The following is a 16,865-nucleotide window of genomic DNA, read 5'->3' as shown; positions in this document are numbered from 1 at the left end:
GGCGCGCTACAGGGCGCGCCGGTAGGGGCTCGCGCGCGCGAACGGCAGCATCGGCGCCATGAATGCCATCGTCGATTTGCCCACCGATCACCGCCGCCACGCCAAGCACTTGTACTGGCAGGGCTATCGCGTGTGCGAGATCGCCGAGCTGATCGGCGAGAAAGAAAAGACGCTGCACAGCTGGAAGGCCCGCGACGAGTGGGACCGCGCCACGCCGCTGGAGCGTATCCAGGCCGCGACCGAGGCGCGGCTTGTTCAGCTGATTCTGAAAGACCCGAAGTCGGGCGCCGATTACAAAGAGATTGACCTGCTGCATCGGCAGCTGGAGCGGCAGGCGCGGATTGATCGCTTCCAGAAGGGCGGCACCGAGGCCGAGCTAAACCCGGAGCTGGATAAGCGCAACGCCGGGCCGAAGCGTAAGCCCAAGCGCAACGACATTACCGAGGAACAGACCGAGAAGCTGGTCGAGGCCTTCCTCGAAGGGTGCTTCGATTATCAGCTCGATTGGCACCGGGCAGGCGACCAGCGCACGCGCGTCATCCTGAAAAGCCGGCAGATCGGCGCCACGTTCTACTTTGCCCGTGAGGCGCTGATCGATGCGCTGATCACCGGGCGCAACCAGATTTTCCTGTCTGCATCGAAGGCGCAGGCGCATATCTTCAAGGCGTATATCCAGGCCTTCGCGCGGGATGTGGTCGGGGTGGACCTGGCCGGCGACCCGATCATCTTGCCGAACGGCGCCGAGCTGCACTTCCTGGGTACCAATGCGCGCACTGCCCAGGGCTATCACGGCAACTTCTACTTCGACGAATTCTTCTGGACCTACAAATTCCAGGAGCTGAACAAGGTCGCCAGCGGCATGGCGATGCAGAAGCGCTACCGCCGGACGTACTTCTCGACGCCGAGCAGCATGGCGCATGAGGCCTACACGTTCTGGACGGGCGAGCGGTTCAACAAAGGCAAGCCGTCTGCCGAGCATATCAACCTGGATGTAAGCCACGCCGAGCTGCAGCAGGGCCGGCTGTGCGAGGACAACATCTGGCGCCAGATCGTGACGATCATGGACGCGGCCGACCGGGGCTGCGACCTGTTCGACATCGACGAGCTGCGGCGCGAGTACGACGCGGCGGCGTTCCAGAATCTGTTGATGTGCCAGTTCGTTGACGACGGGGCATCGATCTTCCCGCTGAGCATGCTGCAGAGCGGTATGGTGGATAGCTGGGTTGACTGGGATGACTTCAAACCGCTGGAAATGCGCCCGTTTGGCTCGCGCCAAGTGTGGCTTGGCTATGACCCTGCGGAGAGCGGCGACTCGGCCGGCCTGGTGGTGGTGGCGCCGCCGGCGGTACCGGGCGGGAAGTTCCGCATTCTGGAGCGCCACCAGTTCAAGGGCATGGACTTCGACAGCCAGGCCAGGACGATTCAGAAGGTCACCCAGCGCTATTGGGTGACCTATATCGGCATCGATACCACCGGCATCGGCAGCGCCGTGGCGCAGCTGGTGCGCCAGTTCTTCCCAGGCCTGACGACGTTCAGTTACAGCCCCGAGGTGAAAACGCGGCTGGTTATGAAGGCGTGGCATGTGATCAGCCAGGGGCGCCTTGAGTTCGACGCCGGCTGGACGGACATGGCGCAGTCGCTGATGGCGATTCGCAAGACGGTCACGCCGGGCGGGCGTCAGTTCACCTACACAGCCGGCCGCAACGACAACACAGGCCACGCCGACCTGGCGTGGGCGCTGTTCCATGCTTTGCACAACGAGCCCCTGGAGGGCCAGACGGCCGCCAATACGGGCGTTATGGAGTTCTATTGATGAGCAACGAGACAATCACTGAGCAGCCGGCCGCCAGCGTGCCCGGCGGCATGGCCTTTACCTTCGGTGAGCCTACGGCGGTGCTCGATGGGCGTGACTTTCTGGATTACCTGGAGTGCTACGCCAACGGGCGCTGGTACGAGCCGCCCGTCTCACTGGATAACCTGGCGAAGGCCTCGAAAGCGGGCATCTATCTGCCATCTGGCCTGGTGTTCAAGCGCAACGCGCTGTCTCGCACCTTCATTCCGCACAAGCTGTTGAGCCGGGCTGCGTTCGAGCAGATCGTCACGGACTGGGGGTGGTCGGGCAACCTGTATCTCGAGAAGCGCAACAATATGCTCCGGCAGGCCCTGGGGCTGTTGCCGTGCATGGCCAAGTACATGCGTCGCGGGGTGGATCTCGATACCTACTACCAGGTACGCGGCTGGAAAGATGAACACGAGTTCAAGCGCGGCAGCGTCTGCCATCTGCGCGAGGCCGACATTAACCAGGAGATTTACGGCTTGCCCGAGTGGCTGCCAGCCCTGCAGAGCGCGCTGTTGAATGAGGCGGCCACGCTGTTCCGGCGCAAGTACTTCGCCAACGGCAGCCATGCCGGCTTCATCCTGTACATGACCGACGCGGCCTTCGACGAGAATTACGTCAAGGACCTGCGCAAGGCGATGCGCGACAGCAAGGGGCCGGGCAATTTCCGTAACCTGTTCATGTACGCGCCGAACGGCAAGAAAGACGGCATCCAGCTGATCCCTATCAGCGAGGTGGCGGCAAAGGATGACTTTGGCGCCATCAAGAACATCAGCCGGGATGACCTGCTAGGCATGCTGCGCGTATACCCACAGTTGATGGGCATTGTTCCGCAGAACTCTGGCGGCTTCGGCTCGCTGCGGGAGGCGTCAGAGATGTGGGCCGTCAACGAGCTGGAGCCGGTGCAAGCCAGGCTCGCGCAGATCAACGATTGGCTAGGTGAAGAGGTGGTGAAGTTCAAGCCCTATGAACCACCCACCAGCGCCTCCAGCTGACTCCCTCCCGCACCACCAGGGCCGCCCTCGAGGCGGCCTTTCTTTATCCGAGCGGTATGTCGGTGAGTCTCTCGATCTGCTTGCGGAGGAAGCCTTTGCCAAGGGTCGCTAGCGTTTCCATGGTGAAGCCTCCGGCGGCACTCACACCCTCCTTGGTCAGCTTCCAAATTGCGTCGTCTCTTACTGAATCGACGAAGTCATGACCGGTTGGAGTTAATCCCCTGAAATAAAAGTGTCCGCTTGGATTCATGCCACGGCCTCCAGCCATATCCACCCAGCCGCTCATTAGTATCTGGTCGACGTGGTAGTAGACCTGGTCGTCAGTGTATCCATCGATGGCAAGGTTCTCTCGATAGCCCACTGTGGCTATAGCGGTTGCCGGTTTTTCCAGTGACTCCAGCTTGAGCATCAGCTGCCGGATCAATTCAGGGTCTCGACGCATCACTCTTCTCCTTGAGGCGGCCTCATGCCGCACCCGAACGATAACCTTCAGCACACGGTTTCGGCCACCCGAATGGCCCCATTCAGCACCCGGCGCGCGCCCTCGTCCCCACGCCACGCCCCCGGGCTAAATGTGGTGCTTTTTCTTCACCCCTTCGGACTGTTCCAGGCGGCCCAGGCTGTGGGCTACATGCAGCATTCAGGCTGTGCCCGCACCCTGCGAATCCCTGCGGCAACGGCCTCATGCAGGGGCGTTAAGGCGCCTTCCTGCTCAAGCTGGCTGAGACGGTATCGAGAATGGGTAATTTTGGTAATGAGATGGTCTGGCAGCGCTGGAGGCCCCGAAAACCCTGGGCTTGGGCTATTACCTTGGCTGGTAATTCTGGGTAATGGTAAAGGTAATTTTTCTGCAAGCTACTGATTTTAAAGGCTTTTCATTTTCAGATTTCTGACCAGTGCTTAGGGTAATCTCCTAACCTTCTGATTACTGATTTATTACCTTTCTAACGAGCCTATAACGCATTGAAAACACTGAGGTTCAGCCGCTTCCAGTCGCCGAAATTACCAAAATTACCTTTTTCCTTTGCCTCAAAATAAATCCGTGTAGAATGCCGCCGCCTGCGGTGCTGAGCACCCTTGCTCGTTCTCACTGGGAACAAGCTGGGAACAGATTCACGCTCACGCACACGCGCCCATTCACACAAATCAAGGCCTCCAGGCCTGGCCGTCGGGGTGTGGTGAGTTCGAGTCTCTCCGTCCGCACCATCTTTATATAGCCCCTCCCGACTGCCGCCTGCTTCTAGGGTGACTTCTGCACATTGACCCTCTAGAATGCTTGGCCTTGATTCGGGGCCGGTTCGAGCCGGCTTATGTCTGTGCAACGAGGAATATCCATGCAAGTTTCTGTTGAAAGCACTTCTGCTCTTGAGCGCCGCATGACTGTCGGCGTACCCGTCGAGCGCATCGAGACCGAAGTCAACAAGCGTCTGCAGCAGACTGCCCGTCGTGCCAAGGTTCCTGGCTTCCGTCCTGGCAAGGTGCCGATGAGCGTGATCCGTCAGCGTTATGAAGACGCTGCTCGTCAGGAAGCACTGGGCGACCTGATCCAGGCTACCTTCTACGAAGCAGTGGTTGAGCAGAAGCTGAATCCGGCCGGTGCTCCGGCTGTCGAGCCCAAGTCCTTCGAGAAGGGCAAGGATCTGGAATACGTCGCTACTTTTGAAGTATTCCCCGAGTTTCAGGTTTCCGGTTTCGACTCCATCGCCATCGAGCGCCTCGAAGCTGATGTGGCTGACAGCGACGTCGACAACATGCTCGACATCCTGCGTAAGCAGAACACCCGTTTCGAAGCTGTTGAGCGTGCTGCCGAGAATGGCGACCAGCTGAACATCGACTTTGTTGGCAAAATCGACGGCGAAGCTTTCGCTGGCGGTAGCGCCAAGGGCACCCAGCTGGTACTGGGCTCCGGCCGCATGATCCCGGGCTTCGAAGACGCCCTGGTCGGCGCCAAGGCTGGTGAAGAGCGCGTGATTAACCCGACCTTCCCCGAGGACTACCAGAACCTCGATCTGGCCGGCAAAACCGCCGAGTTCACCGTTGCCGTGAACAGCGTTTCCGCACCGCAACTGCCTGAGCTGAACGACGAATTCTTCGCTCTGTTCGGTATCAAGGAAGGCGGTCTGGAAGGTTTCCGCGCTGAAGTTCGCAAGAACATGGAGCGTGAGCTGCGTCAGGCCATCAAGTCCAAGGTCAAGAACCAGGTAATGGACGGCCTGCTGGCTGCCAACCCGGTTGAAGTGCCGAAGGCGCTGATCGGTAACGAAGTGAACCGTCTGCGCGTGCAGGCCGTTCAGCAGTTCGGTGGCAACATCCAGCCTGACCAGCTGCCGGCCGAGCTGTTCGAAGAGCAAGCCAAGCGCCGCGTGGTGCTGGGCCTGATCGTTGCTGAAGTGGTCAAACAGTTTGACCTGAAGCCTGACGAAGCCCGCGTACGCGAACTGATCGAAGAAATGGCCTCGGCTTACCAAGAGCCTGAGCAGGTCGTTGCCTGGTACTACAAGAACGACCAGCAAATGAACGAAGTGCGTTCGGTTGTACTGGAAGAGCAAGTTGTAGATACTGTTCTGCAGAAGGCCAACGTGACCGATAAAGCGGTTTCCTACGAAGACGCAGTCAAGCCGGCGGAAGCTCCTAAAGCCGACTGATCTGGTAACCTCGTTCGAGTACACCACCATAAGCCAGCCTCCGTGCTGGCTTATGCGTATTTGAGACATGACTATTAGGGAGTGAGCGCAAGACATGTCCCGCAATCCTTTTATGCAAAACATGCCTGAAATTCAGGCCGCTGGCGGCCTGGTGCCGATGGTCATCGAGCAGTCCGCTCGTGGCGAGCGTGCCTACGACATCTATTCGCGTCTGCTCAAGGAGCGCGTGATCTTTCTGGTTGGTCAGGTCGAGGACTACATGGCCAACCTGATCTGCGCCCAGCTGCTGTTTCTGGAAGCAGAGAATCCGGACAAGGACATTCACCTGTACATCAACTCGCCAGGTGGCTCGGTGACTGCAGGTATGGCGATCTACGACACCATGCAGTTCATCAAAGCGGACGTGTCCACCACCTGCATCGGTCAAGCCTGCAGCATGGGTGCATTCCTGCTGGCTGGCGGCGCCAAGGGCAAGCGTTTCTGTCTGCCGAACTCGCGCGTGATGATTCACCAGCCGCTGGGTGGCTTCCAGGGGCAGGCCTCGGACATCGAGATCCATGCCAAGGAAATCCTCTTTATCCGTGAGCGCTTGAACGAGCTGCTGGCGCATCACACTGGTCAGAGTCTGGAAATCATCGAGCGTGATACCAACCGCGACAACTTCATGAGCGCTTCGCGTGCCATGGAATACGGTCTTGTAGATGCCGTACACGAAAAGCGTCAAATGCCGGTCTAGATAAGGCTCCGTCTGCGGGCACCCTTCAATGACGCGACCTGCGCCCTTGAAAATGCCCGCATTTGCCTTCATCTTGTGTTTCAAGCCTACCGTATTGGATTGATCGAATGACTGATACCCGTAACGGTGAGGACAACGGCAAACTGCTTTATTGCTCCTTCTGCGGCAAAAGCCAGCATGAAGTGCGCAAGTTGATCGCCGGTCCTTCCGTCTTCATCTGCGACGAATGCGTCGACCTGTGCAATGACATCATCCGCGAGGAGGTGCAGGAAGCACAGGCCGAGAGCAGCGCGCACAAACTCCCGGCACCCAAGGAAATCAGCGGCATCCTCGATCAGTATGTGATTGGTCAGGAGCGCGCCAAGAAAGTGCTGTCGGTAGCGGTATACAACCACTACAAGCGTCTTAATCAGCGAGACAAGAAAGATGATGTCGAGCTGGGCAAGAGCAACATTCTGCTGATCGGTCCGACCGGTTCCGGCAAGACACTGCTGGCGGAAACGCTGGCGCGTCTGCTCAATGTGCCGTTCACCATCGCTGACGCCACCACCCTGACCGAAGCCGGTTATGTCGGTGAGGACGTCGAGAACATCATTCAGAAGCTGCTGCAGAAGTGCGATTACGATGTCGAGAAGGCCCAGATGGGCATCGTCTACATCGACGAAATCGACAAGATCTCGCGCAAGTCTGATAACCCGTCGATTACTCGCGACGTGTCGGGTGAGGGCGTGCAGCAGGCGCTGCTGAAACTGATCGAGGGCACTGTTGCCTCGGTTCCGCCGCAAGGCGGGCGCAAGCATCCGCAGCAGGAATTCCTGCAGGTCGACACACGCAATATCCTGTTCATCTGTGGCGGTGCATTCGCCGGTCTGGAGAAGGTCATCCAGGCGCGCTCCACCAAGGGCGGCATCGGTTTCGGTGCGGAAGTGCGCAGCAAGCAGGAAGGCAAGAAGATCGGTGAGTCGCTGCGCGAAGTCGAGCCGGACGATCTGGTCAAGTTCGGCCTGATTCCCGAGTTCGTCGGTCGCCTGCCGGTGATTGCGACCCTGGAAGAGTTGGACGAAGCAGCTCTGGTACAGATCCTCACCGAGCCGAAAAACGCGCTGACCAAGCAGTACGCCAAGCTGTTCGAGATGGAAGGCGTGGACCTGGAGTTCCGCTCCGATGCGCTGAAATCCGTGGCGCAGAAGGCGCTGGAGCGCAAGACCGGTGCACGTGGCCTGCGTTCTATCCTCGAGGGCATTCTGCTCGACACCATGTACGAGATCCCGTCCCAGCAGGACGTGAGCAAGGTGGTGATCGACGAGAGCGTCATTGAGGGCACCTCCAAGCCGCTGTTGATCTACGAGAACAGCGAGCCGCCGGCGAAGGCCGCGCCAGACGCCTGACGGCTGTCACACGATGCAAAGAAGGGGCCCCTCGGGCCCCTTCGCTTTTCTGGACATTGCGCTTGTTTTTTATGGGAGCTACCCCCATCTTAAAAGCCAAGGGTAATCCCGCCTGTTTACGGCCTTTTGGCCGCCGCTGAGCCGAAATCATGAAGACAACCATCGAATTGCCTCTCCTGCCATTGCGCGATGTAGTGGTCTATCCGCACATGGTCATCCCGCTTTTCGTCGGGCGTGAGAAATCCATCGAGGCCCTCGAGGCAGCGATGACGGGCGACAAGCAGATTCTTCTGGTGGCCCAGAAGAATCCGGCCGTCGATGATCCGGATGATCAGGATCTGTATCGCGTAGGTACCGTTGCCACTGTCCTGCAACTGCTCAAGTTGCCCGACGGCACCGTCAAGGTGCTGGTCGAGGGTGAGCAGCGTGGTTCCATCGAGCGTTTCATCGAACTCGATGATCATTGCCGCGCCGAAGTGCAACTGATCGAGGAGGGCGAGACCGCCGAGCGCGAGTCCGAGGTCTTTACTCGCAGTCTGCTCAGTCAATTCGAGCAATACGTGCAGCTGGGCAAGAAGGTCCCGGCCGAAGTGCTGTCTTCGCTCAACAGCATCGATGAGCCCAGCCGTCTGGTCGATACCATGGCCGCGCACATGGCGCTGAAGATCGAGCAGAAGCAGGAGATCCTCGAGATCACCTCGCTGTCCGCCCGCGTCGAGCATGTGCTGGCGCTGCTGGATGCCGAGATCGACCTGCTGCAGGTCGAGAAGCGCATCCGTGGCCGCGTGAAGAAGCAGATGGAGCGCAGCCAGCGCGAGTACTACCTGAATGAGCAGATGAAGGCCATTCAGAAAGAACTGGGCGATATCGATGAAGGCCACAACGAGATCGACGAGCTGAAGAAGCGCATCGACAATGCCGGCCTTACCAAGGAAGCGCTGACCAAGGCCAATGCCGAACTGAACAAGCTCAAGCAGATGTCGCCGATGTCCGCTGAGGCCACCGTGGTGCGTTCCTATATCGACTGGTTGGTGAACGTGCCGTGGAAGGCCGAGAGCAAGGTACGTCTCGATCTGGCGCGCGCAGAGAGCATCCTAGATGCCGACCATTACGGTCTGGAAGAGGTCAAGGAACGCATCCTCGAGTATCTCGCCGTGCAGAAGCGGGTGAAGAAGCTCAAGGGCCCGGTACTGTGTCTGGTTGGCCCGCCCGGCGTGGGCAAGACCTCATTGGCCGAGTCCATCGCCACTGCCACCAACCGCAAGTTCGTGCGCATGGCCTTGGGCGGCGTACGTGACGAGGCCGAGATTCGTGGCCACCGTCGCACCTATATCGGCTCGATGCCGGGGCGTCTGATTCAGAAGATGACCAAGGTCGGCGTGCGCAATCCGCTGTTCCTGCTCGATGAAATCGACAAGATGGGCCAGGACATGCGTGGTGATCCTGCGTCTGCGCTGCTCGAGGTGCTCGATCCGGAGCAGAACCACAACTTCAACGATCACTATCTGGAGGTCGATTACGACCTGTCGGACGTGATGTTCCTCTGCACCGCCAACTCGATGAATATCCCTGGGCCGTTGCTGGACCGGATGGAAGTCATTCGGCTGCCGGGTTACACCGAGGACGAGAAGGTCAACATTGCCATCAAATACCTGGCGCCCAAGCAGATACAGGCCAATGGTCTGAAGAAGGGCGAGCTGGAAATTGAAGAATCGGCGATTCGCGACATCATTCGTTACTACACGCGTGAAGCTGGTGTGCGCAGTCTGGAACGGCAGATTGCCAAGGTCTGCCGCAAGGTTGTCAAAGAACATGTGCGCGAGAAGCGTTTCCAGGTCACGGTCAGCGCGGACTCCCTGGAGCATTTCCTGGGGGTACGCAAGCATCGCTACGGCCTCGCCGAGCAGCAGGATCAGATTGGCCAGGTAACGGGTTTGGCGTGGACGCAGGTGGGCGGCGAGCTGCTTACCATCGAGACGGCGGTAGTGCCTGGTAAGGGCGTTTTGATCAAGACCGGCTCGTTGGGCGATGTCATGGCGGAGTCCATGACGGCGGCCATGACGGTGGTTCGCAGTCGTGCGAAAAGCCTGGGGATCGCAGCTGATTTCAACGAGAAGCGCGACGTTCACATCCATATGCCAGAAGGTGCGACACCTAAGGATGGCCCGAGTGCGGGCATTGGTCTGTGCACGGCGCTGGTCTCGGCATTGACGCAGATTCCGGTGCGGGCGGACGTGGCCATGACTGGAGAAATCACCTTGCGTGGTCAGGTGTTGGCCATCGGTGGTCTCAAGGAAAAACTTCTGGCAGCTCATCGGGGTGGGATCAAGACGGTGATCATTCCCGAAGAAAATGTGCGTGATCTGAAGGAAATTCCGGAAAATATTAAGCAAGACCTGCAGATTAAACCGGTTAAATGGATTGACGAGGTCCTGCAAATTGCGCTGCAATACGCCCCGGAGCCCTTGCCCGATGCGGCTCCCGAGATGGTTGCAACGGATGACAAGCGCGAGTCTGATTCCAAGGAGCGAATTAGCACGCATTAGCCGGGGGGCTTCCTTGACACAATTTTTGAGCCCTTGTTATAAAGCGGCTCTTATTGTGTCAGCAGGCCATCCAGCACCCGCTTTGCTTACACTAAAAATCAAGAAACAAACTAAACAGAAATAAGGGGACTTAGAGTGAACAAGTCGGAACTGATCGATGCCATCGCTGCATCTGCTGATATCCCGAAAGCTGTTGCTGGCCGCGCGCTGGATGCAGTGATTGAATCCGTCACTGGCGCTCTGAAGGCTGGTGACTCCGTTGTGCTGGTTGGCTTCGGCACCTTCGCTGTCAAAGAGCGCGCTGCTCGCACTGGTCGCAACCCGCAGACCGGCAAGCCGATCAGCATCGCTGCTGCCAAGATCCCAGGCTTCAAAGCTGGCAAGGCTCTGAAAGACGCCGTCAACTAAGCGTCTTCCGGGTTTGCCTCGCCGTCAGGCTTCATCTGGCGGCTGTTAGGGGGCAGCGCAGGTAGTCCCAGACTCTTGCTCTGACTGCTTAACGCGTTACGAGAAGGCGCATCCAAGGATGCGCCTTTCTTCTATCTGGACATTACCCACACTGCGCGGCTGGTGACTCTGTACAGTCGTTCTGGGGGAAGCATGCTGCAAAACATCAGGGACAATTCACGCGGTTGGATTGCCAAAATCATCATCGGCCTCATTGTGATGCTGATGGCGTTTACCGGTTTCGAAGCTATCGTCACGGGAGCCAGCAATCGCAACAATGCGGCTGACGTGAACGGAGACACCATTACCCTCAGCGAGCTCAACCAGGCCGTTGAAATGCAGCGTCGCCAACTGCTGCAGCAATTGGGTCGCGATTTCGATGCCTCGCTGCTCGATGACAAATTGCTGCGTGAGGCTTCGCTCAAGGGTTTGATCGAGCGCAAGCTGCTGTTGCAAGCAGCGGACGATTCCCACTTCGCCTTCTCGCAGGGGTCGCTGGATCAGGTCATTCTGCAAACTCCCGAATTTCAGGTAGATGGCCGCTTCGATGCTGCGCGCTTCGATCAGGTCATTCGCCAGATGGGCTACACCCGTCTGCAGTTCCGTCAGATGCTGGAAGAGGAAATGCTGATTGGGCAACTGCGTGCCGGTCTCGGCGCCAGTAGCTTCGTCACTGAGCAGGAGGCGCGTGCGTTCGCCAATCTAGAGCGCCAGACCCGCGACTTCGCCAGCCTCGCCATCAAGGCCGATAGTGCTGCGATCAAACTGAGCGATGACGACGTCAACGCCTATTACGACGAGCATGCCAGCGAGTTCATGAGCCCAGAGCAAGTGGTGCTGGAGTACGTCGAACTGCACAAGGACAGCTTCTTCGATCAGGTCGAAGTCAGCGATGAAGATCTGCAGCCGCTGTACGAGAGCGAGATCGCCAACCTGGCTGAGCAGCGTCAGGCTGCGCACATCCTTATCGAGGGCGATGACCAGGCAGCGCGCACCAAGATCGAAGAGATCAAGGCGCGTGTAGACGCTGGCGAAGATTTCGCTGCCCTGGCCAAGGAGTTCTCGCAAGATCCAGGATCGGCTGCCGATGGCGGTGATCTGGGGTACGCCGGTCCTGGCGTTTACGACCCGGCCTTCGAAGAGGCGCTCTATGCACTGCAGCAAGGGCAGGTCTCCGAGCCGGTCAAGAGCGAGTTCGGCTGGCATCTGATCAAGCTGCTGGGTGTTCAGGCGCCTGAAGTGCCGAGCTTCGACAGCCTCAAGGACAAGCTGGCGCGTGACTTCAAGGCGCAACAGGTCGAGCAGCGCTTCGTCGAGGCAACCAAGCAGTTGGAAGATGCTGCGTTCGAAGCGTCGGATCTGGTGCAGCCGGCTCAGGAGCTGGGGCTCGAGGTCAAGACCAGCGAAGCCTTCGGCCGTGAGGGTGGTGCAACTGGTATCACTGCCAACCGTCAGGTACTGCAGGCTGCATTCAGCCCTGAGGTTCTGGAAGATGGCACCAACAGCTCGACCATCGAACTGGACCCAAGCACCGTGGTTGTCGTGCGCGTCAAAGAGCACAACAAGCCTGAGCAGTTGCCGCTTGAGCAGGTTGCAGAGAGCATCCGCGCTCATCTGCAGCAAGAGCGTGCCGCCGCTGCCGCCAAGGCTGAGGGCGAGAAGCAACTGGCCGCTGCCGAGGCAGGTGAAGCTGCCGATGCTGGCTGGCAGGTTCAGGAAGCCGCCACGCGCAGCCAGGACGGCGTTGAGCCGAAGGTGCTGCAAGCGCTGTTCCGTATGCCCAAGCCAGCCAAGGCGGGTGAGCCGACCTTCGCCGGCGTGACACTGAACAATGGTGACTATGTTGTGCTGCGTCTCGATGGCGTGAATGTGCCGGAAGAGGCGCTGGCTGACGAAGAGCTTGCCATGTACCGCAACTTCCTCGCATCGCGTGCAGGTCAGCAGGACTTCGCCGCACTGCGTAAGCAGCTGGAAGCCAAGGCCGACATCGAGCGTTTCTGATCGTTGTTTGCTAAGACAGAGCCCCGCCAAGTGAGGGGCTCTTTCATTTTGAGGTCATAACAACCATTCGATGGGCAGCCAGGAAAGCAGGCGTACGCCCAGGTTTTTCAGCAGCCCCGTACCAGGCTCGCTGTCGAGTCGACGTTGCTCGCCATTCTGGCGCTCAAGCCAGTAGAGCCCGCCGTTCTCGCTTAGCCCCAGCTCATAGGCATTTGCCGGAATATCGGTTTCGAATGCCTGGCCAATGGCGGCAGCCAGTGCCGGGCTTTCGATGATAAAGCCCATCTCCGTGTTGAGGCGGGCGGAGCGTGGATCGAAGTTGAACGAGCCGATGAAGATGCGCTGGCCATCCAGAGCGAAGGTCTTTGCGTGCAGGCTCGAGCCGGAGCTGCCAAACGGCCCGGCTTTTTCCCGGGGGGCCTCATCGTCGGCACCCAGGCGCATTTCATAGAGTTTGACGCCACCTTCCAGCAGGGCGCGACGGCGCTTGGCGTAGCCGGCGTGCACGGGCGTCACGTCGGTTGCTTCCAGCGCATTGGTGAGAATACGCACTTCTATGCCGCGTCGTACCATGCCGGTGAAGAGGTCGACGCCGGCTTGCGTGGGGACGAAGTAGGGTGAGACGAGATCGACCCGAGATGTGGGAGTGTCGAGCATGTCTTTCAGGTCGCTGATCAATAGTTCGCTATCACTGGCCGTGCCAAGGCCTTTGGCGGGATCGTCACTGACCAGCGTGGTCTCGCTCCATTCAAAGCTCAGATCCTTGTCCAGCAGGCGTGCAATGAAGTCGCTTTCCTGTAGGGCTTTCACGTAGCCGCTGGCTGCAGGTGTATTGGAAAGGTCTGCAGCGATATCGTGTAGGCGCAATGGGGCGTTCTGGCTGCGCGGCACGATCAGCTCCAGCGGATAGCTCGAATCACTGGCCCAGTAACGATCGAAATCGTCCGAGGTATCCGCCACCACTGGGCCGATTGCCAGCACGTCGAGGTCGGCGAAAAGCACGCCCTCACTGGCATCGAAGTACTCGTCGACAATATTGCGCCCGCCAATGATGGTGGCCTGGTTGTCGACGGTGAGCGACTTGTTGTGCATGCGCCGGTTGGCGCGGGAGAAATGCGTCAGATAACCCAGCATCTTGGCTTTGCGCAGGGAGAAGGGGTTGAACAGACGTACTTCGATGTTGGGGTGTTGATCGAGTGTGCTGAGTGTCTGATCCAGGCCGGCAATGCCGTTGTCGTCCAGCAGCAGGCGGACGCGTACGCCGCGCTCTGCCGCTCTGAGCAGGGCGTCGAGTAACAGGGTGCCGGTGACGTCATTGCGCCAGATGTAGTACTGCACGTCGAGGCTGCGCTCGGCCGCTTCGACCATCAGCATGCGCGCGGCGAAGGCGTCCCTGGCCGCTGCCAGCGTAAGGATGCCGGACAAGCCGGGATGAGCGTCCCGCTCGCTACCCAGAGCTTGCCCCAGTGTGGTGTCGGCCGTTTCGGCCTGGGTGAAGGCCAGGCTTTCGCTACGGCCATCCAGTGGCGGTAATGCGCAGCCAGCCGCGACGCTGCATAGCGCGGTAATCAGGCAGGCTCGCCAGGTGTTTGTCTGGATCATTTACCTTTCTCGGTTCCAGGCCTCCCATCTAGGACCGCGTCAGTGTTGATGCGTGCCGGGCTTTAATGAAATGTGACATCAGAACGCGGCTCGGCGCGCTCAGCCTCTGCAAGGTTTGCTGGCGTCCTGACGAAAAACGCCGCAGTCCCAAGGGGATCTGCGGCGTTTTCGTGCCGTTCAGCAGGGGGCGTCGATGCTGGAGTTCCAGTCGATGCCCGGTCGACTGCCGATCAGTCTTCCATGGCGCCCATGGCGGTGGTGTTGAAGCCGCCGTCGACGTACATGATCTCACCACTGACGCCTGAGGCCAGGTCGGAGCAGAGGAAGGCACCGGCGTTACCGACTTCCTCGATGGTCACGTTGCGACGCAGCGGGGTCTGCTTCTCGTTGGCGGCCAGCATCTTGCGGAAGCTGGCGATACCGCTGGCGGCCAGGGTACGGATCGGGCCGGCAGAGATGGCGTTGACGCGGGTGCCTTCCGGGCCGAGGCTACCGGCCAGGTAACGTACACCGGCTTCCAGGCTGGCCTTGGCCATGCCCATGACGTTGTAGTTGGGCATGGTGCGCTCGGCGCCCAGGTAGGAGAGGGTGAGCAGGCTGCCGTTGCGGCCTTTCATCATCTCGCGACCGGCCTTGGCCAGGGCGACGAAGCTGTAGGCGCTGATGTCGTGGGCGATCTTGAAACCTTCACGGGTGGTGACGTCGGTGAAGTCGCCATTGAGTTGGTCGCCCGGGGCGAAGCCAACCGAGTGGACGATGCAGTCCAGGCCATCCCACTTCTTGCTCAGCGCTTCGAATACCGAGGCGATTTCCTCGTCGTTGGCCACATCGCAAGGGAAGCACAGGTCAGCGCTGGAGCCCCAGCCGGCAGCGAAGTCCTCTACGCGGCCCTTGAGCTTCTCGTTCTGGTAGGTGAAGGCCAGCTCGGCACCTTCGCGGTGCATGGCAGCAGCGATACCCGAGGCGATGGACAGTTTGCTGGCGACGCCAACGATGAGTACGCGCTTACCGGTTAGAAAACCCATTGTGCTATTCCTCTTCCTGTTTCAAGGATCAGTGAGCCGTTGCCGGGGCCAGAAAAGCGGCTTCCAGCAACTGCTGCGTATAAGGGTGTTGCGGTGCACTGAAGATCGACTCTGCAGACCCTTGTTCGACCACCTGGCCCTGCTTGACCACCATCAACTGGTGGCTCAGCGCTCTGACTACCGCCAGATCATGACTGATAAACAGATAGGTCAGGTTGTACTTGGCCTGCAAGCCGCGCAACAGCTCCACCACCTGACGCTGCACCGTACGGTCGAGCGCCGAAGTGGGCTCGTCCAGCAGGATCAGCGCCGGTTTCAACACCAGTGCCCGGGCAATGGCAATCCGCTGCCGTTGCCCGCCAGAAAACTCGTGGGGGTAGCGATGCCGCGTCTGCGGGTCCAGCCCTACCTCCAAAAGCGCGTCGATGATGGCTTGTTCCTGTTCCGCCTCGTTGCCCATACCGTGAATGCGCAGACCTTCACCGACGATCTGGCTCACCGACATGCGTGGGCTCAGGCTGCCGAAGGGATCCTGAAACACCACTTGCATCTGCCGGCGCAGCGGACGTACTTCCTGCTGGCTGAGGCCCTGCAACTGCTGGCCCTGGAAGCGGATATCACCGCGACTGGCGAGCAGCCGCAGAATGGCCATGCCCAGCGTGGACTTGCCGGAACCACTTTCGCCGACGATGCCCAGAGTCTGGCCCTGAGGCAGGCTGAAGTTGATGCCGTCCACCGCTTTGACATGATCCACCGTCCGGCGCAGCAGGCCCTTCTTGATCGGGAACCATACGCGCAGGTCGTCCACTTCCAGCAGCGGCTCGCCCGCAGGGTTGGCCGCAGGGTCGCCGCTGGGCTCGGCGCCGAGCAGTTCCTGGGTGTAGGGATGCTGCGGAGCCTGGAACAATTCTTCACACGACGCCTGTTCGACGATGCGACCGCGCTGCATGACACATACGCGATGAGCAATTCTGCGAACCAGGTTGAGATCATGGCTGATCAGCAGCAGTGACATGCCCAGGCGCGCCTGCAGATCCTTGAGCAGTTCGAGGATTTTCAGCTGAACGGTGACGTCCAGCGCGGTGGTCGGTTCGTCGGCGATCAGCAGTTGTGGCTCGTTGGCCAGGGCCATGGCGATCATCACGCGCTGCCGCTGACCACCGGATAGCTCGTGCGGGTAAGCCTTCAGACGCTTCTTCGGTTCGGGGATGCCGACCAACTCGAGCAGTTCCAGCGTGCGTGCACTGGCGGCCTTACCGCGCAGGCCCTTGTGCAGCGCAAGCACTTCGTTGATCTGCTTCTCGATGCAATGCAACGGGTTGAGCGAGGTCATCGGCTCCTGAAAGACCATGGCGATGCGGTTGCCGCGAATGCCGCGCAAGCGGCCTTCGCCAAGTTTGAGCAGGTCCTCGCCAGCGTATTCGATGCTGCCGTGCGGATGCCGTGCGAGCGGGTAGGGCAGTAGACGCAGGATCGAGTGCGCCGTCACTGACTTGCCCGAGCCGCTCTCGCCAACCAGGGCCAGGGTTTCGCCCTTGTGAATATCGAAACTGACGTTCTCGACCACGCGCTGACATTGATCGCCCATGACGAACTCGACGGCCAGATCGCGCACTTGCAGCAGGGTTTCGTTCTGGCTCATG

12 protein-coding genes are annotated in these 16,865 nt (G+C 59.6%); 8 read left to right on the top strand and 4 right to left on the bottom strand.

Going from position 1 to position 16,865, the window contains the following annotated elements:
- Nucleotides 1-58: 58 nt before the first annotated feature.
- Nucleotides 59-1,813 carry a terminase ATPase subunit family protein gene (locus tag RTH74_RS11440; protein WP_316914714.1) on the top strand — a complete coding sequence of 585 codons (1,755 nt, stop codon included), beginning with the start codon at nt 59-61 and terminating at the stop codon, nt 1,811-1,813.
- On the top strand, nt 1,813-2,832 hold the full coding sequence (locus tag RTH74_RS11435; protein WP_316914713.1) for a phage portal protein: 1,020 nt from the start codon (nt 1,813-1,815) through the stop codon (nt 2,830-2,832). Before RTH74_RS11440 ends, RTH74_RS11435 begins: the two co-directional genes overlap by 1 nt.
- A gap of 43 nt (nt 2,833-2,875) precedes the next feature.
- On the opposite strand, the gene RTH74_RS11430 is transcribed toward RTH74_RS11435, so the two are convergent.
- Entirely contained in the window at nt 2,876-3,274 is a 399-nt protein-coding gene (locus tag RTH74_RS11430; RefSeq protein ID WP_316914712.1) for a DUF2513 domain-containing protein, read from the bottom strand.
- Between the two features lie 892 nt (nt 3,275-4,166).
- Here RTH74_RS11430 and tig point away from each other — a divergent pair.
- The 6 genes from tig (at nt 4,167) to RTH74_RS11400 (ending at nt 12,595) form a co-directional block, all read left to right on the top strand.
- On the top strand, nt 4,167-5,477 hold the full coding sequence (tig, locus tag RTH74_RS11425; protein WP_316914711.1) for a trigger factor: 1,311 nt from the start codon (nt 4,167-4,169) through the stop codon (nt 5,475-5,477).
- A 94-nt stretch (nt 5,478-5,571) separates the two neighbouring features.
- Nucleotides 5,572-6,213 (top strand): ATP-dependent Clp endopeptidase proteolytic subunit ClpP, encoded by a 642-nt coding sequence (gene clpP, locus RTH74_RS11420; protein WP_106732429.1) that lies wholly within the window; start codon nt 5,572-5,574, stop codon nt 6,211-6,213.
- A 107-nt stretch (nt 6,214-6,320) separates the two neighbouring features.
- Nucleotides 6,321-7,601 carry an ATP-dependent Clp protease ATP-binding subunit ClpX gene (clpX, locus tag RTH74_RS11415; protein ID WP_099524454.1) on the top strand — a complete coding sequence of 427 codons (1,281 nt, stop codon included), beginning with the start codon at nt 6,321-6,323 and terminating at the stop codon, nt 7,599-7,601.
- Between the two features lie 149 nt (nt 7,602-7,750).
- A complete protein-coding gene (gene lon, locus RTH74_RS11410) occupies nt 7,751-10,147 on the top strand; it encodes an endopeptidase La (protein WP_316914710.1) in 2,397 nt (798 codons plus the stop codon).
- Between the two features lie 135 nt (nt 10,148-10,282).
- Nucleotides 10,283-10,555, top strand: a complete 273-nt coding sequence (gene hupB / locus RTH74_RS11405; RefSeq protein ID WP_003239952.1) for a nucleoid-associated protein HU-beta — start codon at nt 10,283-10,285, stop codon at nt 10,553-10,555.
- A 192-nt stretch (nt 10,556-10,747) separates the two neighbouring features.
- Nucleotides 10,748-12,595, top strand: a complete 1,848-nt coding sequence (locus RTH74_RS11400; protein ID WP_316914709.1) for a SurA N-terminal domain-containing protein — start codon at nt 10,748-10,750, stop codon at nt 12,593-12,595.
- Between the two features lie 54 nt (nt 12,596-12,649).
- On the opposite strand, the gene RTH74_RS11395 is transcribed toward RTH74_RS11400, so the two are convergent.
- From RTH74_RS11395 to RTH74_RS11385, 3 genes are all read right to left on the bottom strand, one after another.
- Entirely contained in the window at nt 12,650-14,197 is a 1,548-nt protein-coding gene (locus tag RTH74_RS11395; protein ID WP_316914708.1) for a phospholipase D family protein, read from the bottom strand.
- 230 nt (nt 14,198-14,427) lie between these two features.
- Entirely contained in the window at nt 14,428-15,222 is a 795-nt protein-coding gene (fabI, locus tag RTH74_RS11390) for an enoyl-ACP reductase FabI (RefSeq protein ID WP_099524447.1), read from the bottom strand.
- A gap of 28 nt (nt 15,223-15,250) precedes the next feature.
- Complete coding sequence (locus RTH74_RS11385) at nt 15,251-16,864, bottom strand: ABC transporter ATP-binding protein (protein ID WP_106732426.1); 1,614 nt, start codon at nt 16,862-16,864, stop codon at nt 15,251-15,253.
- Nucleotide 16,865: the final 1 nt, after the last annotated feature.

The sequence above is a fragment of the Pseudomonas sp. zfem001 genome, from assembly GCF_032621725.1.
GTDB lineage: Bacteria > Pseudomonadota > Gammaproteobacteria > Pseudomonadales > Pseudomonadaceae > Aquipseudomonas > Aquipseudomonas sediminis.
This window is presented reverse-complemented; position numbering and strand designations above follow the sequence as displayed.